General features: G+C 69.5%; 21 protein-coding genes and 1 tRNA gene. 11 read left to right on the forward strand and 11 right to left on the reverse strand.

Translation table 11 applies throughout. The features are described 5' to 3' along the window. Positions 1-536 precede the first annotated feature (536 nt). Entirely contained in the window at positions 537-1,289 is a 753-nt protein-coding gene (locus tag DX914_RS02315; protein WP_115857447.1) for a hypothetical protein, read from the forward strand. 605 nt (positions 1,290-1,894) lie between these two features. On the opposite strand, the gene DX914_RS02320 is transcribed toward DX914_RS02315, so the two are convergent. Together DX914_RS02320 and rnd are read right to left on the reverse strand one after the other, a co-directional pair. Beyond that, positions 1,895-1,970, reverse strand: a tRNA-Ala gene (locus tag DX914_RS02320). A gap of 38 nt (positions 1,971-2,008) precedes the next feature. Continuing rightward, positions 2,009-3,094: a ribonuclease D gene (gene rnd / locus DX914_RS02325; protein WP_115857448.1), complete on the reverse strand. Its 1,086-nt coding sequence runs from the start codon at positions 3,092-3,094 to the stop codon at positions 2,009-2,011. A gap of 160 nt (positions 3,095-3,254) precedes the next feature. Here rnd and DX914_RS02330 point away from each other — a divergent pair, with 160 nt between their 5' ends. Continuing rightward, positions 3,255-5,066: a formylglycine-generating enzyme family protein gene (locus DX914_RS02330; RefSeq protein ID WP_115857449.1), complete on the forward strand. Its 1,812-nt coding sequence runs from the start codon at positions 3,255-3,257 to the stop codon at positions 5,064-5,066. A 64-nt stretch (positions 5,067-5,130) separates the two neighbouring features. Beyond that, positions 5,131-6,054, forward strand: a complete 924-nt coding sequence (locus tag DX914_RS02335) for a M48 family metallopeptidase (RefSeq protein ID WP_115857450.1) — start codon at positions 5,131-5,133, stop codon at positions 6,052-6,054. Positions 6,055-6,677: 623 nt separating this feature from the next. On the opposite strand, the gene phbB (DX914_RS02340) is transcribed toward DX914_RS02335, so the two are convergent. The 4 genes from phbB (DX914_RS02340) to gluQRS all read right to left on the reverse strand — a co-directional run bounded on the left by phbB (DX914_RS02340) (position 6,678) and on the right by gluQRS (position 10,006). Next, complete coding sequence (phbB, locus tag DX914_RS02340) at positions 6,678-7,421, reverse strand: acetoacetyl-CoA reductase (RefSeq protein WP_115857451.1); 744 nt, start codon at positions 7,419-7,421, stop codon at positions 6,678-6,680. A 99-nt stretch (positions 7,422-7,520) separates the two neighbouring features. Further along, positions 7,521-8,012, reverse strand: a complete 492-nt coding sequence (phaR, locus tag DX914_RS02345; RefSeq protein WP_115857452.1) for a polyhydroxyalkanoate synthesis repressor PhaR — start codon at positions 8,010-8,012, stop codon at positions 7,521-7,523. A gap of 203 nt (positions 8,013-8,215) precedes the next feature. Further along, positions 8,216-8,956, reverse strand: coding sequence for an acetoacetyl-CoA reductase (gene phbB / locus DX914_RS02350; RefSeq protein WP_115857453.1), 741 nt, complete (start codon positions 8,954-8,956; stop codon positions 8,216-8,218). Positions 8,957-9,109: 153 nt separating this feature from the next. Next, on the reverse strand, positions 9,110-10,006 hold the full coding sequence (gene gluQRS / locus DX914_RS02355) for a tRNA glutamyl-Q(34) synthetase GluQRS (protein WP_231118113.1): 897 nt from the start codon (positions 10,004-10,006) through the stop codon (positions 9,110-9,112). A gap of 188 nt (positions 10,007-10,194) precedes the next feature. Between gluQRS and htpX the strand changes: the two genes are divergently transcribed. Beyond that, complete coding sequence (htpX, locus tag DX914_RS02360; RefSeq protein WP_115857454.1) at positions 10,195-11,103, forward strand: protease HtpX; 909 nt, start codon at positions 10,195-10,197, stop codon at positions 11,101-11,103. A gap of 665 nt (positions 11,104-11,768) precedes the next feature. Here htpX and DX914_RS02365 read toward each other — a convergent pair. Both DX914_RS02365 and epmB read right to left on the reverse strand, forming a co-directional pair. Further along, complete coding sequence (locus tag DX914_RS02365) at positions 11,769-13,844, reverse strand: EAL domain-containing response regulator (protein WP_115857455.1); 2,076 nt, start codon at positions 13,842-13,844, stop codon at positions 11,769-11,771. 62 nt (positions 13,845-13,906) lie between these two features. Next, on the reverse strand, positions 13,907-14,938 hold the full coding sequence (gene epmB, locus DX914_RS02370) for an EF-P beta-lysylation protein EpmB (RefSeq protein WP_115857456.1): 1,032 nt from the start codon (positions 14,936-14,938) through the stop codon (positions 13,907-13,909). A 257-nt stretch (positions 14,939-15,195) separates the two neighbouring features. On the opposite strand from epmB, the gene efp reads away from it, so the two are divergent. The 7 genes from efp to DX914_RS02405 all read left to right on the forward strand — a co-directional run bounded on the left by efp (position 15,196) and on the right by DX914_RS02405 (position 22,505). Beyond that, positions 15,196-15,762: an elongation factor P gene (gene efp, locus DX914_RS02375; protein WP_115857457.1), complete on the forward strand. Its 567-nt coding sequence runs from the start codon at positions 15,196-15,198 to the stop codon at positions 15,760-15,762. Between the two features lie 260 nt (positions 15,763-16,022). Further along, positions 16,023-17,363 carry a TRZ/ATZ family hydrolase gene (locus DX914_RS02380; RefSeq protein ID WP_115857458.1) on the forward strand — a complete coding sequence of 447 codons (1,341 nt, stop codon included), beginning with the start codon at positions 16,023-16,025 and terminating at the stop codon, positions 17,361-17,363. Positions 17,364-17,403: 40 nt separating this feature from the next. Continuing rightward, positions 17,404-18,147, forward strand: a complete 744-nt coding sequence (gene ubiG, locus DX914_RS02385; RefSeq protein ID WP_115857459.1) for a bifunctional 2-polyprenyl-6-hydroxyphenol methylase/3-demethylubiquinol 3-O-methyltransferase UbiG — start codon at positions 17,404-17,406, stop codon at positions 18,145-18,147. Further along, positions 18,144-18,842 (forward strand): phosphoglycolate phosphatase, encoded by a 699-nt coding sequence (locus DX914_RS02390; RefSeq protein ID WP_115857460.1) that lies wholly within the window; start codon positions 18,144-18,146, stop codon positions 18,840-18,842. The genes ubiG and DX914_RS02390 overlap by 4 nt, the downstream gene beginning before the upstream one ends. Continuing rightward, entirely contained in the window at positions 18,839-19,573 is a 735-nt protein-coding gene (locus DX914_RS02395) for a phytoene/squalene synthase family protein (protein ID WP_147300571.1), read from the forward strand. The genes DX914_RS02390 and DX914_RS02395 overlap by 4 nt, the downstream gene beginning before the upstream one ends. A gap of 153 nt (positions 19,574-19,726) precedes the next feature. Then, positions 19,727-20,659 carry a GTP cyclohydrolase FolE2 gene (gene folE2, locus DX914_RS02400; RefSeq protein ID WP_231118114.1) on the forward strand — a complete coding sequence of 311 codons (933 nt, stop codon included), beginning with the start codon at positions 19,727-19,729 and terminating at the stop codon, positions 20,657-20,659. Positions 20,660-20,879: 220 nt separating this feature from the next. Continuing rightward, positions 20,880-22,505, forward strand: coding sequence for a diguanylate cyclase (locus DX914_RS02405; RefSeq protein WP_115857463.1), 1,626 nt, complete (start codon positions 20,880-20,882; stop codon positions 22,503-22,505). Between the two features lie 282 nt (positions 22,506-22,787). Here the strand turns inward: DX914_RS02405 and DX914_RS02410 are convergent, their stop codons facing one another. Genes DX914_RS02410 through yidD form a run of 3 tightly spaced genes read right to left on the reverse strand, consistent with a single transcriptional unit; the run spans position 22,788 to position 25,245 of the window. Then, complete coding sequence (locus DX914_RS02410; RefSeq protein ID WP_115857464.1) at positions 22,788-23,684, reverse strand: M23 family metallopeptidase; 897 nt, start codon at positions 23,682-23,684, stop codon at positions 22,788-22,790. Continuing rightward, the gene (locus DX914_RS02415; RefSeq protein WP_115857465.1) at positions 23,681-25,012 is read right to left on the reverse strand and encodes a dihydroorotase; all 1,332 of its coding nucleotides are present in this window, start codon (positions 25,010-25,012) and stop codon (positions 23,681-23,683) included. Before DX914_RS02415 ends, DX914_RS02410 begins: the two co-directional genes overlap by 4 nt. Next, positions 24,997-25,245: a membrane protein insertion efficiency factor YidD gene (gene yidD, locus DX914_RS02420; protein WP_115857466.1), complete on the reverse strand. Its 249-nt coding sequence runs from the start codon at positions 25,243-25,245 to the stop codon at positions 24,997-24,999. Before yidD ends, DX914_RS02415 begins: the two co-directional genes overlap by 16 nt. Positions 25,246-25,328 lie beyond the last annotated feature (83 nt).

Below are 25,328 nucleotides of genomic sequence, written 5' to 3' on the forward strand. Positions count from 1 at the left end.
AGGTAATGTCAAATGCCGTAGCACTGTCCTTACTGAAGGTCCGGTGACGTCCGTTCTGGCCGAAAGCGATCATTCAGTCCGCTCAGCCTGCGTAGCTTGCGCGCGATGGACGGTATCCGCTCTGGTTCTCCGCACACTAAGGCGCTCTGCCCAATCTTAGAAGCCGGGGGGCAGCTTGGCCTGAGCCGGCGCTTCGGGCCCGATGGGTGGGATCTGGTCCGGAACTTGCGGGAAAGTTTGCGGCGGACGGACAAAGTACCCTTTGCCGAACAGTCTCAACTGGCGAGACTGACCGGTATCAAGGTTTAGCAATGAGAGCGAGATCTTCCTTTGGAAGGGTTCCATTCGGGCTACGCGATGGAAAGCTTCGGTTCGTAACTGAGGTCGAAACCGGGCTGGCATGCAACTGCGTCTGCCCAGACCCCGCCTGCAGTAAACCACTCGTCGCCCGGAATAAGGCGTCTTTGACGCGTAAGCGCGTCTATCACTTTCAGCACGCCGCAAGTTCTACCGGCTGCGGGGGGTGGGAAAGCGCCATGCACAGGATGGCTAAGGAGGTGGTGCAGCGCGCGACCCGTCTGATGCTTCCAAAATGGTCCGCGTGCGAAGGTGATCTGCAGTTCCCGCATCGCGTCGCCATGTTGGCACCTGGCGGAACCCAGGAAGTTAGGCTCAACGACGCACAGATTAGGCCAGATGTGCGTGTAATCGCTGTAGCCGACCAGGCGCTCCTTCCGGCGCTCTACGTCGAAATAAAGGTTTCGCACGGTGTGGATTGGGAGAAGCGTCAGCGCGTGATTGATGCCGGCTACACCATGATGGAGATTGATCTGGCAGACGTCGGCGACGAAGTACTTCAGGACGAGGAGGCATTTGCGAACCAGGTGCTCGATTGCCCTGGGAATCGCAATTGGGTGCACATAAGTAGCGCTCCGTTCTTGGCGCGGATGTTGGACCAGGAGGTCGTGCAGATCACCAGTCATAAGGTTCAGGAGAAGCGTGTTCCAACCAAAAGAGGAAACACGCTAATCCTTCAGACTCAGGATTATCTTGCGTACACAGCCGCGCGTGAGGATCCCGTATTAGACCGAGCCGAGCTGGCTGATACCTGGGCGAACGGGCAGCGCGTGGATGGCCTCGGAAACCCATTGCCCTACGCCCCCGGCCTCTACACAAAGGCTTACGTGCCAGGCGGTGGGTGGCATGGAGGTGGTCATTACAAGACGCACCTACGGCCGATAATTCAGGACACACCGGAGAATCAGCAGAAGGTCTTAAGACTTTTGTGAGTCTCTTTGCGCAGATTGGTTAGCGTTGGCGAGTACTTATCACGACGTTCGCTGCCTATGACCCGGTACACGGCGGGGGGCGCGGGGTATGTCCCCACCGCGACCAAGGTCAGGAACTCATACGTCTCGCTGGTCCCGACGCCGCTGCAGCACTGGCCAATGCGTTTCCAGGCGAAATCTTAGGTTTTCAATACCAGGTGCCGGCTTCCATAACGCATCGTGATCGGGCGATCGCAGAACAAGTCAAAGATGGATGGTCAGATGGCCATGATCGCTGCAATGTTTGACTTGGGTGAGCGCCAGATACGTCGAATTTGCAAAGCCCAGGGCGTAAGTCCGAAGGCATGTCTTCCGGCAGCGCGCGAGCTGCGTCGCAAGCGCCGAGGGGGTGTTCTTGATGCGATTCGCGTTGGCGGCTCAGTTGAAGGTGCCGCCCGCGTGTGGAGCTTTACGGTCGAAGCCGTTTGAGCAATCTGCATTCAAGCCGGGTTGGAGCTGGGGCCGTGAGGCGCTAGTTCGCCTCGGCGTCACACCGCTCTTTGCAGTTACGGTGCAGTTACGAAAAAGCCGGCGCTAGGCCGGCTTCTCGTAAGTCTTTGATTTAATGGTGGAGCGGAGGAGGATCGAACTCCCGACCTTCGCATTGCGAACGCGACGCTCTCCCAGCTGAGCTACCGCCCCACGTAAGGCAAAAGTGTAGCGGGCTGGCCCCAGGCGCGCTAGCCCTGATCGGCCAGCAGCGGGGCCAGGCCGGGTTCCAGCGCGGCGCGGCGCCAGCCGGAGAGGGCGTCGGGCCAGTCGCCGTGGTCGAGCAGGGCTTCCAGCCAGCGGCGCGAGGCGAGGACGCCGTCGGGCAGGCCGAGTTCGGCGCTGCGTGCGGCCACGGCGTCCTGCAGTTTGCGCAGGCGCTGTTTGTCGCGGGTTTCGCCGACGGCGGCGTCGGGTGCCTGGTCTTCGTCGGGCAGGGCGGTGGACAGCGCGGTCCAGACCGAGTCGGCGAGTTTGCGCGGGGCCTTGGGGTGGGCGTCGAGCTGGGCTTGCAGGGCGCTGCGGTCGGCGGGGTTGGCGCGGGCCACGGCCACGGCCAGTTCGTTGTCCAGGATCCAGCTGCGCGGGCGGTCGTGTTCGCGGGCGTAGGCGTCGCGCCAGCGCAGCAGGCGCAGCAGGCGGCGTTGGGCGGGGCGGTCGAGGAACTGGGCGCTGCGCATGGACAGGTGCGGCCAGGGTTCGGCGCCTTCGTGTTCGGCGTTGTGCACGGTGCGCTGGGCGTCCTCGACCAGCCATTCGCGGCGGCCGAGCAGGCCGAGCTGGCCGTCCAGGGCGTCGTGCAGGGCGAACAGGTGGCGCACGTCGTCGGCGGCGTATTCCAGCTGCGCGGGCGAGAGCGGGCGGCGCAGCCAGTCCGAACGGGTCTCGCCCTTGGCCAGGATCACGCCGGTGACCTGTTCGACCAGTTTCTGGTAGCCCAGGCCGCTGCCCACGCCAGCCAGCGCGGCGGCCTGCTGGGTGTCGAACAGGGGCTTGGGCACGACCTTGCAGGCGTGCTTGAACGCGACCAGGTCTTCGCTGGCGCTGTGCATGATCTTGAGGATGGCGGTGTCGGCCAGGATCGGCGCCAGCGCCTGGGCGATGCCGGGTTTGAGCGGGTCGACCAGCAGGATCTCGTCGCCGACGGCGATCTGCACCAGCGCCAGCTGCGGCCAGTAGGTGCGTTCGCGGATGAATTCGGTGTCCAGGCCGATGCGTGCGGGCGGCGTGGCGAAGTGCGCTAGCAGGTCGGCGGGGGTGGAAATCCAGATCGGCATGAGGCGGGCGGGTCGTGAACGGGAGTTGGGGCGCGGACGGCGCGCCGGCGCGACGAAGTTGCCGCGGCGGGCGACAATAGCCTACTTTCGCCCGGGCCGGGTTTTTGACGGGACAGGCTGAATAAGACACGGAGGACGTTTGCGCGCATCGGTATTGGCTATGGCGACGTCGGCCCTGCTGCTGGCCGCCTGCTCGCGAGACCCGGCGCCGGCGGCGCCGGACGCGGCCGCGGTGCGCGCGCCCATCGTCACCATCAGCGCCGACCAGGCGGTGTCGCCGGTGCCGCCCTGGCAGCCGCCGGCGATCGCGGTGGATGCGGCCAACGAGCGCGCGCTGCGCGGCCGCGCCGAGGCGGCGCTGGCGCAGGGCCGGCTGTACGACGATGCCGAGTCGGCCATTCCGCTCTACTATGCGCTCAGCCGCTACGCGCCCAACGAGGCGCGTTACGCGGCCGGGTTCGAGCGCGCGCTGGCGCTGCTGCTGGTGCAGGGCGACGAGGCCCTGGCCGGCATCGACGACGATCCGCTGCAGTTGCGCGAGGCGCACGAGGCCGCCGCGGTGGCGCGCGCGGTCGCGCCGGCGCACAAGAAGGTGGTCGCGTTCCTGGCGCGGGTGGACCGGGCCGACCAGGCGCAGGAGGCCAACCGCCTGGGCGAGGAGGCCTTGAACGCCGGACGCATCGGCGAAGGCGGCGGGCAGGGCGCCCTGCAGCGCTTCGGCGAAGCGCTGGAGCTGCGCCCGGGCGACGTGCGCGCCAGCCAGGGTATCGCCGCGGCCGAGAGCGCGTTGATCCGCCGCGCCGAGATCGCCGCCGACCGCGACGACTATGCCGGCGCGGAGCGTTGGCTGGCTGCGGCGGCGCAGGTGCGGCCCAAGCTGGGCACGGCGGCCGATGCGCAGGGGCGCATCGCCGCGCAACGCGCCGCGCGCGTGGGCAGCCTGCGCGACCAGGGCCTGGCGGCGCTGACCAAGGTCGGCGGCATCGAGCAGGCGCGCGCGCTGCTGGCCAATCTGCTTCGCATCGCGCCGGCCGGCGATCCGGCCGCGAGCGAGCTGCGCGAACGCATCGAGCTGGCCACCCATTACGGCCTGTTCCGTCCCGGCCAGGCCTTCACCGAGGTCATGAGCGCCGGCGGCCGCGGGCCGGCGATGGTGGTGATCCCGCACGGCGCCTTCCGCATGGGCGCGCCGGCCGAGGAGGCCGATTCCAGCGACGCCGAGCGGCCGCTGCGCAACATCCGTTTCCCGCGCGGGCTGGCGGTGTCGCGCACCGAGATCACCGTGGGCGAGTTCCGCCGTTTCATGAACGCCACCAAGCACCGTGCGCGCGCCAGCCGGCGCGGTTATTCCACCGCCTACGACGAGCGCAGCGGCAACCTGGTGCGGCGCGGCAAGGTCGACTGGCAGTCCGACTACACCGGCCGGCCGGCCACCGACGACATGCCGGTGGTGCACGTGAGCGCCAAGGATGCGATGGCCTACGCGGCCTGGCTGTCCAAGCAGACCGGCCACCACTACCGTCTGCCCAGCGAGGCCGAGTTCGAATACATGCTGCGCGCGGGCAGCGCGGCCACCTATCCCTGGGGCGAGGGCGCGCCGCTGATGCGCGTGGGCAACCTGACCGGCGCGCTGGACGTGTCGCCGACCGGGCGGCGCTGGAACAACGCCTTCCAGGGCTACGGCGACAACGCCTGGGGCCCGTCGCCGGTGGGGCGCTACCGCGCCAACGCCTGGGGGCTGCACGACGTGGCCGGCAACGTCAGCGAATGGGTGGCCGACTGCTGGCACGACAGCTACCGGCGCGCGCCGCGCGACGGCGAGGCCTGGGTCAACCCGGGCTGCCGCACGCGGGTGATCCGCGGCGGCTCCTGGGCCAGCTCGCCGGCGCAGACCCGCTCAGCCTGGCGCCAGGGCAGCGACGCCGACGTGACCAGCGCCCGCATCGGCTTCCGCGTGGTGCGCGATATCTGACAGGATGGGCGCCGGGCGGTCCGCCGCCCGCGACCGAAGACTCAGCAGGGCGGAGGTGAGTGCGATGCGGATCGATCCTATGGGCGGGGCCAGGCAGGGCGGGCAGCGGCGCGGCGGCGGCATCCGCTGGTGGATCCTGATCCTGTTCGCCGGCTACGCGGCCTGGTCCTGGTTCGGCAGCGCCAAGGTCGACCCTTACACCGGCGAGAAGGCGCATTACGGCGCCAGCGCCGACGAAGAGGTGCAGCTGGGCGCGCAGGCGTTCCAGCAGGTGCTGGGCGACGCCAACCAGCAAGGCGCGCTGGTGCCGCCGCAGCACCAGGTCAGCCAGCAGGTGCGTGAGATCGCGCAGCGGTTGATCGCCAAGGTGCCGCAGGTCACCGACGATCTGGCCGCGCAGCACCAGCAGCAGGCGCCCACCGACTACCGCAACTTCCAATGGGACGTGGCGGTGATCAATTCCGAGCAGGCCAACGCCTTCTGCCTGCCCGGCGGCAAGATGGCGGTCTACACCGGCCTGCTGCCGATCGCGAAGAACGAGAGCGCGCTGGCGGTGGTGATGGGCCACGAGATCGCGCACGCGCTGCTGCGCCATGGCTCGCAGCGCATGGCCCAGCAGAAGCTGGTGCAGATGGGGCAGATGGCCGCGGGCGTGGCGCTGGGCGGGATGGACCCGCAACAGCAGCAGGCGGTCATGGGCGCGTTGGGCGCGGGCGCGCAGTACGGTTTCGTGCTGCCGTACGGGCGCAATCATGAAACCCAGGCCGATCAGGTGGGCCTGATGCTGGCCGCGGCGGCCTGCTACGACCCGCGCGAGGCGATCCCGCTGTGGCAGCGCATGGAGCAGTTGGGTGGCGGTCAGCGGCCGCCGGAATTCGCCTCCACGCATCCGGACCCGGCCAACCGCATCCAGGCCTTGCAGGCGCTGATGCCGCAGGCGGAGCAGTACTACCAGAAGTACTGCCAGGGCCAGCCGCCGCTGAAGTAACCCGCGCCGCACCTGCCTTGGGGTAGGAGCGGCGTGAGCCGCGACCGCGAATCCGCCACTACGACGCTTGTTTCGCTCGCTTTGGGGTAGGAGCTGCGCAAGCTGCGACCGTGAATTCGCACCTACGACGAAGGCTTCGCTCTCTGTGGGATCTGCCTCCTGTAGGAGCGGCGTGAGCCGCGATCAGCTCCGAGCTCGCGGAGGTGTGTGGTGTGCTGGGAAGCAACAGCAACAGCTTCCGTCCGCAAGCGGCCGGGTCACTTTCTTTTGATAAGCGTCAAAAGAAAGTAACCAAAGAAAAACGCTACGCCAGAGCTTCCGTGCGAGAGCGGAATTTGCGCCGGGATTTTCCGATCGGGCCTCCTGCCCGAGCGGAAAACGGCGCACCTCCTGTGCGCCGCCCTCCGGGTCTTCTATCGGGATTGCGAGTTCGCTGCCCGAGCGGGGAGCAAGAGCATTCGCTGCGCTCATCCCCTCACCCTAGCCCTCTCCCGCTAGCGGGAGAGGGAATACATTCGACGCCGCTTTGCTTTAGCCCCTCTCCCGCTTGCGGGAGAGGGGTTGGGGTGAGGGCGCGCGAAGGTCGCACTCGCGACGTCACCACCCCTTGAGCGCAGCGAGCCTCAAAAGCTCATGAACAAGCCGCCATTCACCGGAATATTCGCCCCGGTGATGAACCCCGCATCGTCGGCGGTCAGGAACTCCACCGTACGCGCGATCTCGCTGGGCTTGCCCAGCCGCCCCACCGGCACGCTGTCGACGATCTTGGCCCGAATCTCCTCCGGCACCGCCATCACCATCGCCGTCTCGCAGTAACCCGGCGACACCGAATTCACCGTCACGCCCTTGCGCGCCACTTCGCGCGCCAGTGCCATGGTGAAGCCGTGCATGCCGGCCTTGGCCGCGGAGTAGTTGGTCTGGCCGAACTGGCCGGTCTGGCCGTTGACCGAGCTGATGTTGACGATGCGGCCGAAGCCGCGCTCGGTCATGCCGTCCACCGCGTGGCGGCAGAGGTTGAACACGCCGTCCAGGTTCACGCCCATCACGTCGTCCCATTGGCGCTTGTCCATCTTGCGCAGGCTGGTGTCGCGGGTGATGCCGGCGGCGTTGACCAGGATGTCGATCGCGCCGGCGTCGCGGCGGATGCGTTCCACGGTTTCGGCGCAGTCGTCGTAGTCGGCCACGTTGGCCGCTTCGAAACGCACGTCCAGCCCGGCCACTTCGTCCTGGAAGGCGGCGATGCGTTCGCTGCGCGAACCCAGGTCCAGCGCGATCACGCGGCGGCCGGCCTGGGCCAGGGACTTGCAGATCTCGGTGCCGAGCCCGCCGATGCCGCCGCTGACCACGGCGATACGCTTGTCGTTCATTGCTTTCCCCCTGCGCCGGCCGGGCCGGCTACGCGCACGCGCCGCGAGCGCGCGCCTGGGCGCGCCCGCGGAGGATGGCGGTGTGATCGGTGACGCGGCTCAGCGCTCGCGTTTGCTGTCGCCCTTGGGCTTGGCCGAGGCCGGGCTCTGGCCGACGCTGCCGGACAGGTTCTGCTGGAATTCCTTCCACAGGGTCAGGTTGCGCTCGGTGAGCTGGTTCATCATCGCCCACGGCGTCTGCCCGAGCATGCCGCCGACCTGATTGCGGAACTGCGCCTGCTGATCCAGGAACAGCTGCATGGAGCGTTCCAGGTAGTTGCCCATGAAGCCCTGCAGCGAGTCGCCGTAGAAGCGGATGATCTGGCTCAGCAACTGGGTCGACAGCACGGGTTCGCCGTCTTGTTCGTGCTCGGCGATGATCTGCAGCAGCACCTGGCGGGTGAGGTCGTCGCCCGAGCGCGCGTCGCGCACTTCGAAGTCTTCGCCGTCGACGATCAACTGGCGCACGTCTTCGATGGTGATGTAACTCGAGATCTCGGTGTCGTACAGCCGGCGGTTCGGGTACTTCTTGATGACTCGGGTCGAGGCCATGGAGCTTTGGCTCTAAAATCGTGGTGCCTTGCAGCATGGCGCAGCCCGCGGGGGCTTGCAACAGGGCGGTGCGCCCTGGCAGCCCCGGGCGGCACAGTAAAAGTGGACGCCGCCGCCGGCACCGCGCAAATGAACAGGGCCGCGGCCGTTACCGGCGCGCGGCCCCGCGACACCCCGCGCCCTTGGCGGGCGCGGCGCGGCCATCACCAGCCCATGTACTGGCCGCCGTTGGCGGACAGGTTGGCGCCGGTGATCCAGCCGGCCTCGTCGGGGATGAAGAAGCCCACCGCGTAGGCGATTTCCTGCGGGCTGCCCAGGCGCCCGGTCGGGATCTGGGCGACGATCTTGTTGCGCACCTCTTCCGGCACGGCCATGACCATGTCGGTGGCGATGTAGCCCGGCGAAACCGTGTTGACGGTGATGCCGAACTTCGCGTTTTCCTGCGCCAGCGAAATGGTGAAGCCGTGCATGCCGGCCTTGGCCGCGGCGTAGTTGGCCTGGCCGTACTGGCCCTTCTGGCCGTTGATCGAGCTGATCTGCACGATCCGGCCCCACTTGCGCTCACGCATGCCTTCGATCACCGGGCGGGTGACGTTGAAGCAGGAGTTGAGGTTGGTGTCGATGACGTCGGTCCACTGCTGCGGCGTCATCCGGTGGAAGGTGGTGTCGCGGGTGATGCCGGCGTTGTTGACCAGGATGTCGACCGGGCCGAGCTGGCTTTCCACGTTGCGCACCAGCGCTTCGGCCTGTTCGGGCGAGGACACGTCGCCTTGCGCGATCGCTACGTCCAGGCCGAGTCCTTTCATCTGCGCCTGCCAGGCGCGCCCCTTGGCCTCGTCGCGATAATTGGTCGCGACCTTGTGCCCCATCTGGGCCAGGCGTTGGACGATCGAAGTGCCGATGCCACCGGTGCCGCCGGTGACCAATGCGACGCGTGACTGCATGTCTTCCTCTCCACGGCCGCAACGTGCGGCCTTGGCCCGATTCTAGTCAGCAAATATGAAATCGCCGTTGTGCATCGCGGCGAGGGCTGGGCGCGTGCGCGCGCAGGTCACGCGCAGGCCGCAAGCGGTGTGAGCCGAGGCCGGGGTTGGGGGTTAGAACTCGCCGAGTGCGATCGTCGGCGCGGCCGCGATGCGACCCGGATCGAAGCCGGATTGCGACCGCGCCAGCAGTTCCGCGACCGTGCCCGCACCGTGCAGCACGGCCGGGTCCTGACCCAGCGCGCGCCAGGCCGCGGCCAGCGCGGGCAGGGGACGCTCGGCGTCCACCGGCAGGGCGGCATCGGACTTGGACAGCTTGCGGCCGGCGCCGTCCAGCACCAGCGGCAGGTGGGCGTAGCGCGGCGTGGGCAGGCCCAGCGCGCGCTGCAGCAGGATCTGGCGCGGAGTGGAATCGAGCAGGTCGGCGCCGCGCACCACGTCGCTGATGGCCTGTTCGGCGTCGTCCACCACCACCGCCAACTGGTAGGCCCAGTAGCCGTCGGCGCGGCGCAGGACCACGTCGCCGACCTCGCGCGCCACGTCCTGCGACTGCGGCCCGCGGATGGCGTCGTCGTAGGCGACCACGCTGCCGTCGGCCACGCGCAGGCGGATCGCCGGTTCGCGGCCCGGCCGCGGCCCGCTTACGCAATGGCGGTGGATGCCCCCGGCTTCGGCCAGCTCGCTGCGGCTGCAGTGGCAGGCGAACGCGGCGCCGCTGGCGAGCAGGCGCTCCAGCGCGGCCCGGTAATGCGCGCCGCGTTCGCTCTGGCGCAGCACCGGCTCGTCCGAGTGCAGGCCGAAGGCGGCCAGGGTGCGCAACTGGCGCTCGGCTGCGCCGGCCACTTCGCGTGGCGGGTCCAGGTCCTCCACGCGCACCAGCCAGGTGCCTTGCGCGTGCCGCGCGAGCAGCCAACTGCCGAACGCGGCCAGCAGCGAACCGAAGTGCAGGTCGCCGGTGGGCGAGGGCGCGAAGCGGCCGCGGTATGGGCGGGAGGCGGTGGGCGTGGACACGTGCGGCGAGTGTAGGGAACGGATCGGGGCGGCGGCGGTCGAAGCCTGGAGCGGACCCCAGGCCTGCGATCCAGACGCCTGTCCGCGCAAAGCCGGTCACGCCGGTTTCACTTGAATTCACGCCGAGCCTGCCACATTTCGCCTAGGACCGCGCACGGTGCGCGGCTACGGTTCATTCCCACACGACCATGTTCAAACGTATCGCACTCTTCCTGGCCACCAACCTGGCCGTCCTGTTGCTGCTCAGCATCGTCATGTCGGTGCTGCAGGCGCTGGGGTTCAACATCAAGGGCAACGGCGCGCTGCTGACGATGGCGGCCGTGTTCGGTTTCGGTGGCGCCTTCATCTCGCTGCTGCTGTCCAAGTGGATGGCCAAGATGGGCACCGGCGCGGTGGTCATCAGCGAGCCGCGCAACGAGACCGAGCGCTGGCTGGTGGACACCGTCCGCCGCCAGGCCCAGGCCGCCGGCATCGGCATGCCCGAGGTGGCGGTGTACGACGCGCCCGAGATCAACGCCTTCGCCACCGGCGCCAACCGCAACAACGCGCTGGTGGCGGTGTCCACCGGCCTGCTGCGGGCGATGGACCGCGACGAGGCCGAGGCCGTGCTCGCGCACGAAGTCAGCCACGTGGCCAACGGCGACATGGTGACCATGGCGCTGGTGCAGGGCGTGCTCAACACCTTCGTGATCGTGCTGGCCCGCCTGGTCGGCCGCGTGATCGACGGCTACCTGGGCGGCAACCGCGACGGCAGCCCGGGCCTGGGCTACTACGCCATCGTGTTCGTGCTGGACCTGGTGTTCGGCCTGTTCGCCAGCATGATCGCGATGTGGTTCTCGCGCTACCGCGAGTTCCGCGCCGACGCCGGCGGCGCGCGCCTGGCCGGCCGCGACAAGATGATCCGTGCGCTGGAGCGTTTGGCGCTGACGTATGGCGAGAACACCCTGCCTAAGCAGGTGCAGGCCTTCGGTATCAGCGGCGCGGTGGGCCATGGGCTGTCCAAGCTGATGCGCAGCCATCCGCCGCTGGAAGAGCGCATTGCGGCTCTGCGGAATGCGCCGGCCGAGCCGGTGCGGGGTTTGGGCGTGGTGAGCTGAGGCTCGGCGCCATTGCGGTACGAAAAAGCCCGCCGGTTGGCGGGCTTTTTCTTGGGTTCGCCTTGCGCTGCCCTCACCCCAGGCGGCCCTCACCCCAACCCCTCTCCCGTGAACGGGAGAGGGGCTAAAGCAGCAAGCAGCGTCGGATCTGTCCCCTCTCCCGCCTGCGGGAGAGGGCTAGGGTGAGGGGATGAGCGCGCAGCGCGAATGCTCTTGATCCCAAACGCCGTTACCGCTCTCGCGGTCCAAAGCGTAAGACCCGAAGGGCGGCGCACAGGATGTGTGCCGTTTTTCGCTAGGCCAGGGATGGCCTATCGAAAAATCACCGCGCAAGCTCCGAACTCGCCGCGCACGGCGTCGAAATGACATTGCCCTTCTCTTTGGTTACTTTCTCTTGGGCAAGCAAGAGAAAGTGACCCGCATGCGCAGCAGGCGGAAGCTGTTGCTGTTGCCCTTAAGAGCGACAGCAACAGCCAAGGCAAATCCCCCTCAATCCTCCTTTTACAAAGGGGGAAGACAAGCAGGGGCGGAAGCAGGGGGACGAGGGTTGCGGCGCAATTGCGGATTCGCGGTCGCGGCTTACGCCGCTCCTACCCAGAAGCCAAAGCCAAAGCCGATGCCGGAGCGGGAGCCGGAGCCGGAGCCGGAGCGGGGGTAGAGCGGCCTTACTGGAAGTCGTAATCCATTTCCGGACCCGCCGCCGCCAGGAAGTGCCCCTGCGCGTAGTCGATGCCGGCGGCGAACAGGAAGGACATGCTCGCCGCGTCCTGGACGAATTCGGCGATGGTCTGCTTGCCCAGTTCGCGCGCCTTGCCGGCGATCTCGCGGATGCGCTGCTGGTGGTCGGTGTTCGTCGGCAGGTCTTCCATGAAGGCGCGGTCGATCTTCAGGAACGAGGCGTCGAAGTGGCTGAGCATCTGGAACGAGTTCAGGCCCGAGCCGAACTGTTCCAGGCCCACGCGCACGCCGAAGCGGGCCACGCGCGACTGGAAGTCCTGCGCCGCACGCAGGTGGGTGAACACCTTGGACTCGGGCAACTGCAGCACCAGCAGCTTGCCGTCGGCGTTCTGCCGCGCCAGCTGTTCCTCGATGTGCTGCAGCAGGCTGTCGTCCTGCAGCGAGGCCTGGGTGATCTTGACCAGCAGGGTGGTGCGCTTGCCGGCGCGCAGGCGCTCGCCGATGACCTGGATGCCCTTGCCGACCACCCAGCGGTCGATCTCCCACAGCAGGCCGTGTTCCTCGGCGATCTGCAGGAAGGTCAGCGGCTGCACCAGCTCGCCGGGCTCGCCCTGCATGCGCAGGTAGGCCTCGTACATCTCCATCGGCTCGCCGTGGAGATTGATCAGCGGCTGGTAGTTCATCAGGAATCGGTCGGCGTCCAGCGCGTCGCGGATGCGCGTGACCCAGGCTTCGACGCGCTCGGACTCGGCGCGGTCGGCCGCGCCCGGGTCGAACAGTTCGATGCGGTTGCCGCCCACGCCGATGGTGGACAGCACGCACTGGCTGGCCTTGCCCAGCACCGCGGTCACGCTGGCGATCTTCTCGCCGATCTGCACGCCGCCGATGCTGACGGTGGTGTTGAGCGAGCGGTTGCTGGTTTCCAGCACGTGGTCGGCGAAGGCCGCGCGCAGGTTCTCGGCCAGCGCGGCGGTGGCGTGGTAATCGCAGTTGGGCGTGAGCACGGCGAACTGGTGTTCGGCGAAGCGCGCGGCCACGTCGTCGGGGCCGATCGCGGTGCGCAGGCGCTGCGCGAAGGCGGCGATCAGTTCGTCGGCCGCGTCCAGGCCGATTTCCTGCAGCAGGCGCGCGTAGTGGTCGGGCTCGACCAGCAGCAGGCCGTGGTGGGTGTTGTTGTGGGCCGCGTCGGACACCGCATCTTCGAGCGAGCGCAGGAAGGTGGCGCGGTTGAGCAGGCCGGTGACCTGGTCGCGCTGGCGCAGCGCCTCGACCTCGCGCGCCAGTTCCGGGTCGAATTCCTGACGGCGCAGGATCACCTGCTGACAGGACTCGCCCTCGTAACTGGCGGCGGTGAATTCCATGACCGCGGGGAAGCTGCTGCCGTCCAGCGCGCGCGCTTCGGTTTCGTAGCGCGGCGGAGGCGCCTCGCCCTTGGACAATTGCTTCAACAGCTGCTTGAAGCCGTCGACCTGGCTGGGCGCGACCATGTCCAGCAGCGACATGCCCTCGATCTCCTCGAAGGACTCGAAGCCGAAGACGTCCAGGTAGGCCGCGTTGGCGCGGATGTGCATGCCTTCGTGGATGTAGGCGATGGGCTCGCGCGAGGAGTCGATCAGCGCGTCGCAGCGGCGCTCGGTTTCGCGCACCTGGCTTTCCAGGCGGCGCAGCGAGCGGCGCGCTTCCAGGTCGGCCCATTCGGCGCGCACCACGTGCTGCACGTGGTCGCCGCGGCCGCGCAGGATCAGGCCGCGCGCGCCCTGGTTGATGATGTCGAGCAGACGGGCGTCGTCGACCGCGTCCACCAGCACCAGCACCGGCAGGTCCTTGCCGGTGCCGTCGACGTGCTGCATGACCTTGGCCAGGGGCACGGCGCGCGCGTCGTGCGCGGCCAGCACCAGGTCCTGGGCCTGGCCGACCTGGGTGGCCAGCTCGGTCTCGTTCTCGGGACGCGACGGGCGCACGGCGATGCCGCTGTTGCGCAGGCCGCTGACGATGGCTTCCGCCGCTTCGACGCTGTCGTCGACGATCAGCAGGCGCAGCACCATGTCTTTGCCGAATTGCATTCACCACCTCCGTGGCCCGCGTTTATGCCACGAAGGCCGAGCCTGCGTCCATGCGAAGAGCGTTACAGCGGTCGCTTTCCGGGATCCCCGGCGATCTCGCGCACCAGTTTTGGAACCAGATAGCCAGAAAGCCGCGCCGCCAGCGCGCGATGCAGGGCGCGGGCCTGGTCGTCGTCGATCTCGAAATGCGCAGCCCCCTGCACACGGTCGAGTTGATGCAGATAGTACGGCAGTACGCCGGCGCGGAAACCACGCTCGCTCAAATCGGCCAGCGCCTGGACGCTGTCGTTGACCCCGCGCAGCAGCACGGCCTGGTTGAGCAGGACCGCGCCGGCCGCGCGCAGCTGCGCCAGGGCGGCGTCGACCTGGGCGTCGAATTCGTTGGCGTGGTTGGCGTGCAGGACCACGGTCACCGGCCAGGGCAGGGCGCGCAGCCAAGCCAGCAGCGGCGCGTCCACGCGCTCGGGCAGCACCACCGGCAGGCGGGTGTGCACGCGCAGGCGCTTGAGCTGGGGCAGGGCGGCCAGGGCGTCGGTGAGCTCGGCCAGCTTGGGCGTGGCCAGGGACCAGGGGTCGCCGCCGGACAGGATCACCTCGTCGATGTCCGTGTCGGCGGCGATCAGTTCGACCGCGCCGCGCCAGCCGGCCGCGGCCGCGGTTTCCTCGGCATAGGGGAAGTGGCGGCGGAAACAGTAGCGGCAGTGCACCGCGCAGCTGCCGGTGGCCACCAGCAGGGCGCGGCCGCGGTACTTGCGGATCACCCCGTCGCCGGCCTTGGCCAGGCCGTCGCCGACCGCATCCAGGGCATAGCCGGGAGCCGGCCGCAGCTCCTCGTCCAGGGGCAAAACCTGGCGCAGCAGGGGGTCGTGCGGGTCGCCGTGGCGCATGCGGGCGACGAAGCCGCGCGGCACCCGCAGCGGGAACTGGGCCGCGGCCTGCTCCGAGACCCCGGCGGCGATGCCGTCCAGGCCCAGCAGGGTCAGCAGCTCGCGCGGGTCGCGCACGGCGTCGCGCCACAGCGCCTGCCAGCGGGCGGGGGCGGTGGAGTGGCTCAGGGGCTGCGGCTGCATGGAGGCCGGGGCTGCGGGTATCATGTGGGGCTGGCTTGTTGGGTTCCGGACCGGAAGGCAGTTCCCGGTCGCTGGGCCACGGGGTCGCCCCCGGGGCGGGTTTCATCGCGCTGGCGGCACTCGGCGCGTTTCGCTGGCGGTCCGCCCGGCCCCCGGGTCGGCGGGCGGCGTAGCCCCACATTCTAGCCTTCCGCCGCCGGCTCGGCGGCCCCGCCCGCGGCGGGGCGCCGGCTCCGTCGGGCGGTCACCGCCTCACACTCAAATTTCGCAGGAGTTTCAGCATGGCCAGCTTGGGCATGAACGACGTCAAGACCGGACAGAAGATCCTGGTCAATAACGACCCGTGCATCATCACCGAGACCGAGTACGTCAAGCCGGGCAAGGGCCAGGCCTTCACCCGCGTCAAGTACCGCAGCATCAAGTCCGGCCGCGTGGTCGAAATGACCATGAAGGCCACCGACAGCGTCGAGCAGGCCGACGTGGTCGACACCGACATGCAGTACCTGTACTCCGACGGCGAGTACTGGCACTTCATGAATCAGGAGTCGTTCGAGCAGGTCCAGGCCGACAAGGCCGGCATGGGCGGCGCCGAGAAGTGGCTCAAGGGCGAGGAAGAGTGCGTGGTCACGCTGTGGAACGGCGTGCCGATCGCGGTGCAGCCGCCGAACTTCGTCGAACTGAAGATCACCGAGACCGACCCGGGCGTGCGCGGCGACACCTCCGGCGGCGGCGGCAAGCCGGCCACGCTGGAAACCGGCGCGGTGGTGCGCGTGCCGTTGTTCGTGGGCCAGGAAGAAATCATCAAGGTCGACACCCGCTCGGGCGAGTACGTCAGCCGAGTGAAGTGACGCGATGGCCCGTGGCCGCCTAGGGCGGCCACGGCTTTGCCGGTTCGTCATCCCCGCGAAAGCCGGCGCATGCCTGGATAAAGCCCTGGATTGCCGCGTTCGCGGGAATGACGGAGGGGTGGTTTCGGCGAGTCCTTAGACTGTCATCCCCGCGAACGCGGGGATCCAGCCTGCGACGCAAGCGCCCCATCCCAGCAAAGACGCCGCGCTTCGGCCAAAATAGCGTCCAGGCCGCCCGGCCCCGACGCACAGGAGCGCAGATGACCACCGACACCCCCGCCACCGCCTGCGACCTGTTGATCGAAGCGGGCTGGGTGGTGCCGGTCGAACCGCATGCGGTGGTGCTGGAGGACCACGCGGTGGCGGTGCGCGACGGCGTGATCGTCGACGTGCTGCCCACGGTGCAGGCGCGCCAGCGCTACCGCGCCGCCGAAACCGTCTCGCGCCCCGACGCGGCGCTGATCCCGGGCCTGGTCAACGCCCACACCCACAACCCGATGACCCTGCTGCGCGGCATCGCCGACGACCTGCCGCTGATGCAGTGGCTGCAGGAGCACATCTGGCCGGTGGAAGCGGCGGTGATCGGGCCGCAGTTCGTCGAGGACGGCGTGGCCCTGGCCATCGCCGAGATGCTGCGCGGCGGCACCACCTGCGCCAACGAGAACTACTTCTTTCCCGACGTGCAGGCCGCGGTCTACAAGCGCCACGGCTTCCGCGCCCGGGTCGGCCTGCCGGTGATCGATTTCCCCACCGCCTGGGCCAAGAGTTCGGACGAGTACTTCGACCGCGCCGGCGAGGTCCACGACCTGTGGCGCGACGATGCGCTGGTGGCCACCGCGTTCGCGCCGCATGCGCCGTACACGGTCAGCGACGCCAACTTCGAACGCATCCGCATGCTGGCCGATCAGCTGGATCTGCCGATCCACCTGCACACCCACGAAACCGCGCAGGAAGTGGCCGACTCGATCAAGCTGCACGGACAGCGCCCGCTGGCGCGGCTGGACCGCCTGGGCCTGGTCACCGACCGCCTGATCGCGGTGCACATGACCCAGCTCACCGACGCCGAGATCGCGCTGTGCGCGCAGCGCGGCGTGAGCGTGGTGCATTGCCCCGAATCCAACCTCAAGCTGGCCTCGGGCTTCTGCCCGGCCTGCAAGCTGCAGCGCGCCGGCGTGAACCTGGCCATCGGCACCGACGGCTGCGCCAGCAACAACGACCTGGACATGTTCGGCGAGACCCGCACCGCGGCGCTGCTGGCCAAGGCCGTGGCCGAGGACGCCTCGGCGCTGGACGCGTTCAGCGCGCTGCGCGCGGCCACCTTGGGCGGCGCGCGCGCGCTGGGCTTCGAGGCCAAGATCGGCTCGATCGAAACCGGCAAGCAGGCCGACCTGGTTTGCGTGGACCTGGGCCAGCTGGAAACCCAGCCGCTGCACCACGTGGTCTCGCAGCTGATCTACGCCTGCGGCCGGCACCAGGTCAGCGACGTGTGGATCGCCGGCCGCGCCAAGCTGCGCGAGCGCAGCCTGGTCGACATGGACCTGGACGGCCTGATCGCCAACGCGCGCCAGTGGCGCGGCCGCATCCAGGCACTGGGCCGTTGAGCCCCGAGCATTCCCGTTTCCGTACGCTGAGGCAGACCCCATGAGCGCACACGGCACCGCCCCCGAACACGGCGGCGACGACAATTTCAGCCAGGCCGAACTGGACAAGTTCGGCGCCCTGGCCAACCGCTGGTGGGACCCGGACGGCCCGCAGAAGGCGCTGCACGCGCTCAACCCCGCGCGCCTGGACTACGTGGCCCAGCGCAGCGCCCTGGCCGGCGCGCGCGTGCTCGACGTGGGTTGCGGCGGCGGCCTGCTCAGCGAGGCGCTGGCCGGTGCCGGCGCCGAGGTCGTGGCGATCGACCTGGCGCCCGAGCTGCTGAAGGTCGCGCGCCTGCACAAGCTGGAAACCGGCGTGCGCGTGGACTACCGACAGCAGTCGGTGGAATCGCTGGCGGCGCAGGAGCCGGCCGGCTTCGACGCGATCACCTGCATGGAAATGCTCGAGCACGTGCCGGACCCGGCCGCGATCGTGCGCGCCTGCGCCGCGTTGTTGAAGCCCGGCGGGCGTCTGTTCCTGTCCACGCTCAACCGCACCCCGGCCGCGTTCGCGCTGGCCATCGTCGGCGCCGAGTACGTGGCGCGCGTGCTGCCCAAGGGCACCCACCAGTACCGCGACTTCATCAAGCCCTCCGAACTGGGCGGCTGGCTGCGCGAAGCCGGCCTGCAGCTGGAGGACGTGAGCGGGCTGATGTACGAGCCCTGGCGCAAGGCCGCGCGGGTGATCTCGCGCACCGACGTCAATTACCTGGCCTGCGCGCGCAAGCCGGACGCTGACGCATGAATCACGAAACGGCCGCGCTCCTCAAGGGAGTATTCCCCAAGGCGGTGCTGTTCGACCTGGACGGCACCCTGCTCGACAGCGCGCCGGACATGCTGGCCGCGGTCAACCTCATGCTCGCCGCGCGCGGCCGTGCGCCGATGGCCTTGGCGCAGCTGCGCCCGCATGTGTCGCGCGGCGGCGTGGCGATGATCGGCGCGGCCTTCCCCGAGGCCTCCGACGAGCAGCGCAAGCAATGGCTGCCGGAATTCCTGGATGCCTACGAGCGCGAGCTAGGCCGCCACAGCGCGCCCTTCGACGGCATCGAGGCGATGCTGGCGCAGCTGGAAGCCGCCGGCCGGCCCTGGGGCATCGTCACCAACAAGCCCGAGTACCTGGCCAAGCAGACCTTGCCGCCGCTGGGCTGGGAATCGCGCTGCGCCGTGCTGATCGGCGGCGACACCCTGGCCGTGCGCAAGCCCGATCCGCTGCCGCTGACCGTGGCCGCGCAGCGCATGGGCATCGCGCCCGGCGACTGCGTCTACGTCGGCGACGACGAGCGCGACATCCTGGCCGCGCGCGCCGCCGGCATGGCCTCGGTGGTGGCGCTGTGGGGCTACCGCCTGGACGCCGACGATCCCATCGCCTGGCGCGGCGACGTCATGATCGAACAGCCCGGCGACCTGTGCGCCGCGGCGGCGTGGCCGGCGACGCGATGAGCCAAGCCGATACGCCCGGCCTGCACGACGAAGACGCGCTGGCCAGCTTCATCGGCAAGTGGCGTGCGCGTTGGCCGGAATGGGCGCTGGCCGAAGGCTTCGTGCCGCCCGCGCAGCGCGAGACCGCGCTGGCCTGGGCGGCGTTGCAACAAGAGCTGGGCGACGCCGCCTGGGGCGGGCGAGACGCGCGCCCCGGCGAGCTGAAACTGGGCTGGTGGGTGGAGGAACTGCAGGGCTGGAAGCAGGGACGGCGCCGTCATCCGCTGGGCCAGGTGCTGCAGCGCCAGTCCGCGCCCTGGGGCACCCTGGCCGCGGCCTTGCCGGAGTTGGCCGAGGCGCGCGAACGTCCGCTGGACGGCGACGACGCGCATCGCCAAGTGGTCGGTTTGGCCACCGCGATCGCCGCGGTCGAAGTCGCCTTGTTCCAGGCCGAAGGCGGCCTGGGCGACGTCGAGGCCGCCAGCGCCTGCCTGCTGTACGCGCGCCTGCTGGCCGGTGGCGAGGCGGCGGTGCCGCTGGCATTGCTGGCCCGAGCGGGCGAGTCCGGCGCGCGTGGCGCCTGGATCGCCGAACTGCGCCAGGGCCGGCCCGCGCCGACGGCCGCGACCAGCGTGCCGCGACGCCTGTGGGCGGCGCTGGCGCACGCGCGCCTGCACCGCGCCGATGCCGCCGCACCGCTGCCGCCCTGGCGCGCGTTGTGGACCGCCTGGCGCGGCGCACGCGGCCGCTGAGCCCGGGCCCGGCCGGCAGGTCGTGGCGGCGCGGCCGCGCGCCAACCGCTACCGCGCAGACACAGCGTTTCAGGCCCGGACAGGGCCGCCCGCGGCCGGCCCGGTAGAATGGCCCGGTCGCGGTACCCCCACGCCGCTGCCCGGTTCCCGAACGTGACCACTCCCAGCACTACGCCCCGTCGCCTGCCCGATGTCGCCTTCGACGCCGCCGCCGCGGCGCGTCCGCTGGACTGGGTGGGCATGTCCAACATCGCCCTGCCGCTGCGCGTGGCCTCGGGCCAGGGCGAACCGATCCAGGTCGCCGCCTCGGTCGACGTGGCCGTGGACCTGCGCGACGCCGACGCGCGCGGCATCCACATGTCGCGCATGTACCTGCACCTGCAGAACGCCTTCGCCAGCGAGTCGGTGACCCCGGCCGGACTGCGCCGGGTGCTGCAGGCGCTGATCGAAGGGCAGGGCGGCATCGCCGGCGCCGCGCGCCTGAATCTGCGCTACGAACAGCTCTTGCTGCGCCCCGCGCTGGCCAGCGCCAACGCGGGCTGGAAGCGCTACCCGGTGGAGATCGACGCGACCCTGCGCGACGGCCACCTGCGCCTGGGCCTGCGTTTCTCGGTCGAGTATTCCAGCACCTGCCCGGCGTCGGCCGCGCTGTCGCGCCAGCTCAACGCCGAGCGCTTCGTCGAGGACTTCGCCGCCGCGCATCCGCTGTCCACCGCCGTGGTCGGCGAGTGGCTGGCCTCCGAGCGCGGCCTGGCCGCCACCCCGCACGCCCAGCGCAGCCGCGCCGACATCCACGTCGAACTGCGCCCGGCCTTCGACGAGCTGCCGCTGGCGGCGCTGATCGACGCGATCGAGCGCGGCCTGGGCACGCCGGTGCAGACCGCGGTCAAGCGCGAGGACGAGCAGGCCTTCGCCCGCCTCAACGCCGAGAACCTGATGTTCTGCGAGGACGCCGCGCGCCGCGTGGCCGCGGTGCTGTCGGCCGACCCGCGCATCGACCGTTTCGACGCCCAGGTCTCGCATTTCGAAAGCCTGCACGCGCACGACGCCGTGGCCCGAGTGACCGGGCAGGGCGCGCGCGAATAGCCGATCCGGCGGTTCGATCCTCGCCCGCTGCGCCGGCCACCGCCCGTCGCCCAGGCCGCCGGCTCGGTCGGCCGATAGACCCCGCCCGGTGCCCTGCGGCACCAAACCGTGAGCCGAATCACGTTCGTTGGGCTATGCTCGACCGGTAGCACGGGTGCCGGGACGGGTCATGGGGAAACCCTCGCGTCGGTGGTGGCAGGCCTTGATGGCCGGATGGTGCATGCTCGTGGCGGGCGCCTTGCAGGCGCAGTCGCTGGAATTGTCGCGCCTGGACGACGACCCGCTGCCGGTGCAGGTGCTGGCCGGCGACTACGACGACCGCTTCGTACCCGCCGGCGATCTGGCCGTGCGCGAGCGCAGCCGCTCGCCGCGCTGGTGGCGCCTGACCGCGCGCAGCGGCTACCCCGCCGCCGGCCAGCCGCAGCTGGTGTTGCGCACACCGCACCTCAACCGGGTCGAAGTCTGGCAGCCGCAGTCGCCGTTGCCGGTACCGCGCGCCCTGGTCGGCGCCGGCATCGACCGCACCACATCCACGCGCGCGCTGGTGGTGCCGCTACCGGGTGGTTTGGCCGCGGGCCAATCGGTCTACCTGCGCGTGCAGGCGCTCACGCCGCTGCCGATGACCGCGGCGATCGAACCGCTGGCGGTGGTGCACCGCAAGGACATGGCCCACGTCGCCTGGCGCACCGCGGTGCTGACCACGATGGCGGTGGTGGCGGTGCTGGCGCTGGGCTTCTGGGCCGGCCTGGGCGAACGCAGTTATCTATTGCTGTGCCTGACCCTGATCGCGCAATTGCTGTACCTGGTCTGCTACGGCGGCGAAGCGCGGGCGATCCCCGGCCTGGCCGAACTGGTCGGCAACGACCCGCGCGCCGGGCGCATGTTCGGCCTGATCGCGGTGCTGGCCAGCAACGGCTTCCTCGCCCATTACCTGAGCCTGCGCCAGACCCAGCCCAAGCTGATGCGCGTGCTCACCGCCTGCAACCTGCTGGTGGCCGCGCTGATGCTGGTGACCCTGACCACCGTGGCGCCGCTGGTGGCGGTGGCGGCCAACGTGGTGCTGATGGTCGGCCTGAGCATCGTGATGACCGCCGGCGTGATCGGCGCCTGGCGGCGTCAGCGCGAGGCCTTGTTCCTGCTGCTGTCGTGGACGCCGATGTTCGCGCTGACCGCGCTGCGCATGGCCGGCCTGGTCGGCTGGTGGGGCAACCCGGAGTGGATGGACTACGCGTTCCCGGTCGGCTTCGCCCTGGGCGGGCTGGTGCTGATGATCGGCCTGTCGGACAAGCTGCAGCAGCTGCGCCGCGACCGCGACCAGGCCAGCCGCCAAGCCACCTACGACGCGCTGACCGGCGCGATGACGCGCCCGGCGATCGAGGCACGGCTGAAGGCGGCGGTGGAGTCGGCGCACAAGAGCCGGCGGCCGCTGTCGGTGGTGTTCTTCGACGTCGACCACTTCAAGCGCATCAACGACGAACACGGCCATCTGGTCGGCGATCAGACCTTGCGCATCATCGCCCTGCGCACGCGCAACCGCCTGCGCACCTACGATCTGTTCGGCCGCTACGGCGGCGACGAGATCCTGGTGGTGCTGCCCGACACGCAACTGCGCGAAGCGCTGGGCGTGGCCGAGAACCTGCGCTCCTCGGTCAACTGCCGCCCGCTGTCCATCGACGGCCGCCTGCTCGCGGCCAGCCTGAGCGTGGGCGTGGCGGAATTGATGCACGAGGAGACCGCCGAGCACCTGCTGGAGCGTGCGGATGCCGCTTTATATGCGAGCAAGTCGGGCGGGCGCGATCGGGTGACGGGGCACCAGGCGTCGCGGGCGAAGGAGCTGGTGCACTAGCAGGCGGTGGCCTGCGGCAAAAATTGCGGCCATTGCAGCGAAAGTACGATCGACCACACACCGTCATTCCGGCGAAAGCCGGAACCCATTTTGATCTTGCTCCCGGCGCTGGCGCGGCTCAGCGGAGCGAAAAGCACTCCCCTCAATCCCCCTCAGCAAAGGGGGAGGACAAGCAGCGACGACGACGGGCTGTGCGCTGCTAGCCCCCTTTGACAAAGGGGGCGGGCGTGCGCGCAACGGACGACGGGGGATTTGCTTTTGTTGTTGTTGTGGCCTTAAGCGCTACTTCCCGGCCCGCACCGCATCCCCACGCTCCAGCACCAGCAGCGGATCGATGCGCACGTCGAACCAGTTCATGCCCCAATGCAGGTGCGGGCCGGTGGAGCGGCCGGTGGCGCCGACCGCGCCGATCACCTGGCCCAGCGTCACCCGGTCGCCGACTTTCACGTCGATGCGCGACAGGTGCAGGAAGTTGGAGCTGATGCCGTGGCCATGGTCCAGCAACAGGGTGCCGCCGGTGAGATAGAGATCGGGCGCGGCGAAGGTGACCACGCCCGCGGCCGGCGCCAGCACCGGCGTGCCGTTGGCGGCGGCGATGTCCATGCCCGAATGCGCTGCGCCAGGCTGGCCGTTGTAGACGCGCTGGTTGCCGAAACGGCCGCTGATGCGGCCGCGCACCGGCCAGACGAAGGCCTGGGCGAAATCCGCGCGCTCGTCGTCGCGCACGCGCGCGGCCGCAACCAGCGCCTGTTCGCGGCGGATGCGCTCGGCGATCTCCGGCGGCGGGTTCACGGTCTTGGGCGGCACGCCGTTGATCCGCTGGATCGGCCAGTCGCGCGGCGTGACCGCCAGGCGGATGGCGTAGCGCATTTCGCCGGGCACCTCGACTTCGATATCGATCGGCCCTTGCTCGTCGCGGCCGACGCCGAACACCACCGAACCGTAGGGCGTGACCCGCAGCGTGCGAGCGCCCACGCGCACCACGCTGCCGGCCGGCACCTTGCCGATGACCATCGCGCCCTGCTGCACAGCGGGCGGGAACACCGCGCGCCGTTCGTTGGGCAGGTTCGCTTCCGCGGGCGGCGCCTCGGCCGGCGCGGGCGGCACGGCGCGCGCGGCGGGCAGCGCGGAGCACGCCATCAGCACCAGCGCCGCCAGCGCGGCCCCGGCCTGCCTCATCGGGCGAAGGCCAGGCGCTGACCGGCGGGCGCGCCGACCAGGCGCTGGCCGTCCCACACCTGCACGCCGTTGACCCAGGTCGAGGCGATCGCGCTGTGGAACGTGCGGCCTTCGAACGGCGACCAGCCGCACTTGGACAGCACGTCCTCGCGCCGCACCGTGAACGGCGTATCGTCGATCAGCACCAGGTCGGCCGCGTAGCCCTCGCGCAGGAAGCCGCGGTTCTCCACGTCGAACAGTTTGGCCGGCGCATGGGCGAACTTGTCCACCACCTGCGCGGTGGTCAGCCGGCCTTCGTGCACCAGCTCCAGCGCGGCGTTGAGCGCGTACTGCACCAGCGGCAGGCCGCTGGGCGCGCCGGTGTAGGGGCGGGCCTTCTCTTCCAGGGTGTGCGGCGCGTGGTCGGTGGCGAGCACGTCGATCACGTCCTCGGCCACCGCGCGGATCAGCGCTTCGCGGTCGCTGGCGTCCTTGATCGCCGGATTGCACTTGATCAGATGGCCCAGCGCGGCGTAATCGGCGCGGTCGAAGCGCAGGAAGTGGATGCAGGTTTCTGCGGTGATGCGCTTGCCTTCGATCGGGCCGGGCTGGAACAGCGCCAGTTCGTCGGCGGTGCTGATGTGCAGCACGTGCAGACGGGTGTTGTGCTTGCGCGCCAGCGAGATCGCCAGTTCGGTGGACTTCTTGCAGGCCTGGCGCGAACGGATGTCGGGATGGCATTCGGCCGGGATGTCGTCGCCGTACTTGGCCTTGTAGCGGGCCAGTTCGGCGTCGATCATCGGCGTGTCTTCGCAGTGGGTGATGATCGGCGTGGGCACGTCGCGGAAGATCGCGTCCAGGATCACCGGGTCGTCGACCAGCATGTTGCCGGTGGACGCGCCCATGAACACCTTCACGCCCGGCGCGGTGCGCGGGTCCAGGCGCTGGATCGCCTCCAAGTTGTCGTTGCTGGCGCCCAGGTAGAAGCCGTAGTTGGCCCAGGCGCGGCCGGCGGCGCGGCGGTACTTGTCCTCCAGCGCGTCGGCGTTGAGCGTGGGCGGATTGGTGTTGGGCATGTCCATGAACGTGGTCAGCCCGCCGGCCACCGCCGCGGCCGATTCGGTGGCCATGTCGGCCTTGTATTCCATGCCCGGTTCGCGGAAGTGGACCTGGTCGTCGATCATGCCCGGCAGCAGGCGGCGGCCTCCGGCGTCGATCACGGTATCGCCGTCGCGCGCGGACAGGCCGGCGCCGATGCGTTCGATGCGGCCGTCCTCGATGCGCAGGTCGCCGTCGTATTCGCGGCCTTCGTTGACCAGGCGGGCGTTGACGATCAGGGTCGATGACATGAGCGGTGTCCAGGGTCCGGGGGCGGCACGGGATCGTGGCCGCCCGGGTGCAGGGGATGGCAGCGCAACACCCGCCGCAAGGCGAGCCAGCTGCCCTTGAGGGCGCCGAAACGGGCGATGGCCTGCATCGCGTATTCCGAGCAGGTCGGATGGAAGCGACAGCGCGGCCCGAGCAGCGGACTGATCCACCGCTTGTAGGCGCGCAGCAGGACGATGAGCAGGCGATCTATCACGGTGTCCCAGGAAGCGCGTTTCCTTAATGCGGACAACCGGTTGGGTTTGCGGTTGCCGCAGTAGTCGCAGCAGGGTATAACAG

Origin of the sequence: Lysobacter silvisoli (genome assembly GCF_003382365.1) — a bacterium.
In the GTDB taxonomy this organism is placed as follows: Bacteria; Pseudomonadota; Gammaproteobacteria; order Xanthomonadales; family Xanthomonadaceae; genus Lysobacter; species Lysobacter silvisoli.

Bases quoted from the DNA above. Each gene is read 5' to 3' on its own strand.
- DX914_RS02315 (WP_115857447.1), top strand. From the start codon at position 537: ATGCACAGGATGGCTAAGGAGGTGGTGCAGCGCGCGACCCGTCTGATG.
- phaR (WP_115857452.1), bottom strand. From the start codon at position 8,012: ATGGCCTCGACCCGAGTCATCAAGAAGTACCCGAACCGCCGGCTGTAC.
- htpX (WP_115857454.1), top strand. From the start codon at position 10,195: ATGTTCAAACGTATCGCACTCTTCCTGGCCACCAACCTGGCCGTCCTG.
- DX914_RS02395 (WP_147300571.1), top strand. From the start codon at position 18,839: ATGAGCCAAGCCGATACGCCCGGCCTGCACGACGAAGACGCGCTGGCC.
- DX914_RS02365 (WP_115857455.1), bottom strand. From the start codon at position 13,844: ATGCAATTCGGCAAAGACATGGTGCTGCGCCTGCTGATCGTCGACGAC.
- DX914_RS02405 (WP_115857463.1), top strand. From the start codon at position 20,880: ATGCTCGTGGCGGGCGCCTTGCAGGCGCAGTCGCTGGAATTGTCGCGC.
- DX914_RS02380 (WP_115857458.1), top strand. From the start codon at position 16,023: ATGACCACCGACACCCCCGCCACCGCCTGCGACCTGTTGATCGAAGCG.
- DX914_RS02390 (WP_115857460.1), top strand. From the start codon at position 18,144: ATGAATCACGAAACGGCCGCGCTCCTCAAGGGAGTATTCCCCAAGGCG.
- DX914_RS02330 (WP_115857449.1), top strand. From the start codon at position 3,255: ATGGCGACGTCGGCCCTGCTGCTGGCCGCCTGCTCGCGAGACCCGGCG.
- rnd (WP_115857448.1), bottom strand. From the start codon at position 3,094: ATGCCGATCTGGATTTCCACCCCCGCCGACCTGCTAGCGCACTTCGCC.
- DX914_RS02415 (WP_115857465.1), bottom strand. From the start codon at position 25,012: ATGTCATCGACCCTGATCGTCAACGCCCGCCTGGTCAACGAAGGCCGC.
- DX914_RS02335 (WP_115857450.1), top strand. From the start codon at position 5,131: ATGCGGATCGATCCTATGGGCGGGGCCAGGCAGGGCGGGCAGCGGCGC.
- ubiG (WP_115857459.1), top strand. From the start codon at position 17,404: ATGAGCGCACACGGCACCGCCCCCGAACACGGCGGCGACGACAATTTC.
- epmB (WP_115857456.1), bottom strand. From the start codon at position 14,938: ATGATACCCGCAGCCCCGGCCTCCATGCAGCCGCAGCCCCTGAGCCAC.
- phbB (WP_115857451.1), bottom strand. From the start codon at position 7,421: ATGAACGACAAGCGTATCGCCGTGGTCAGCGGCGGCATCGGCGGGCTC.
- DX914_RS02410 (WP_115857464.1), bottom strand. From the start codon at position 23,684: ATGAGGCAGGCCGGGGCCGCGCTGGCGGCGCTGGTGCTGATGGCGTGC.
- efp (WP_115857457.1), top strand. From the start codon at position 15,196: ATGGCCAGCTTGGGCATGAACGACGTCAAGACCGGACAGAAGATCCTG.
- phbB (WP_115857453.1), bottom strand. From the start codon at position 8,956: ATGCAGTCACGCGTCGCATTGGTCACCGGCGGCACCGGTGGCATCGGC.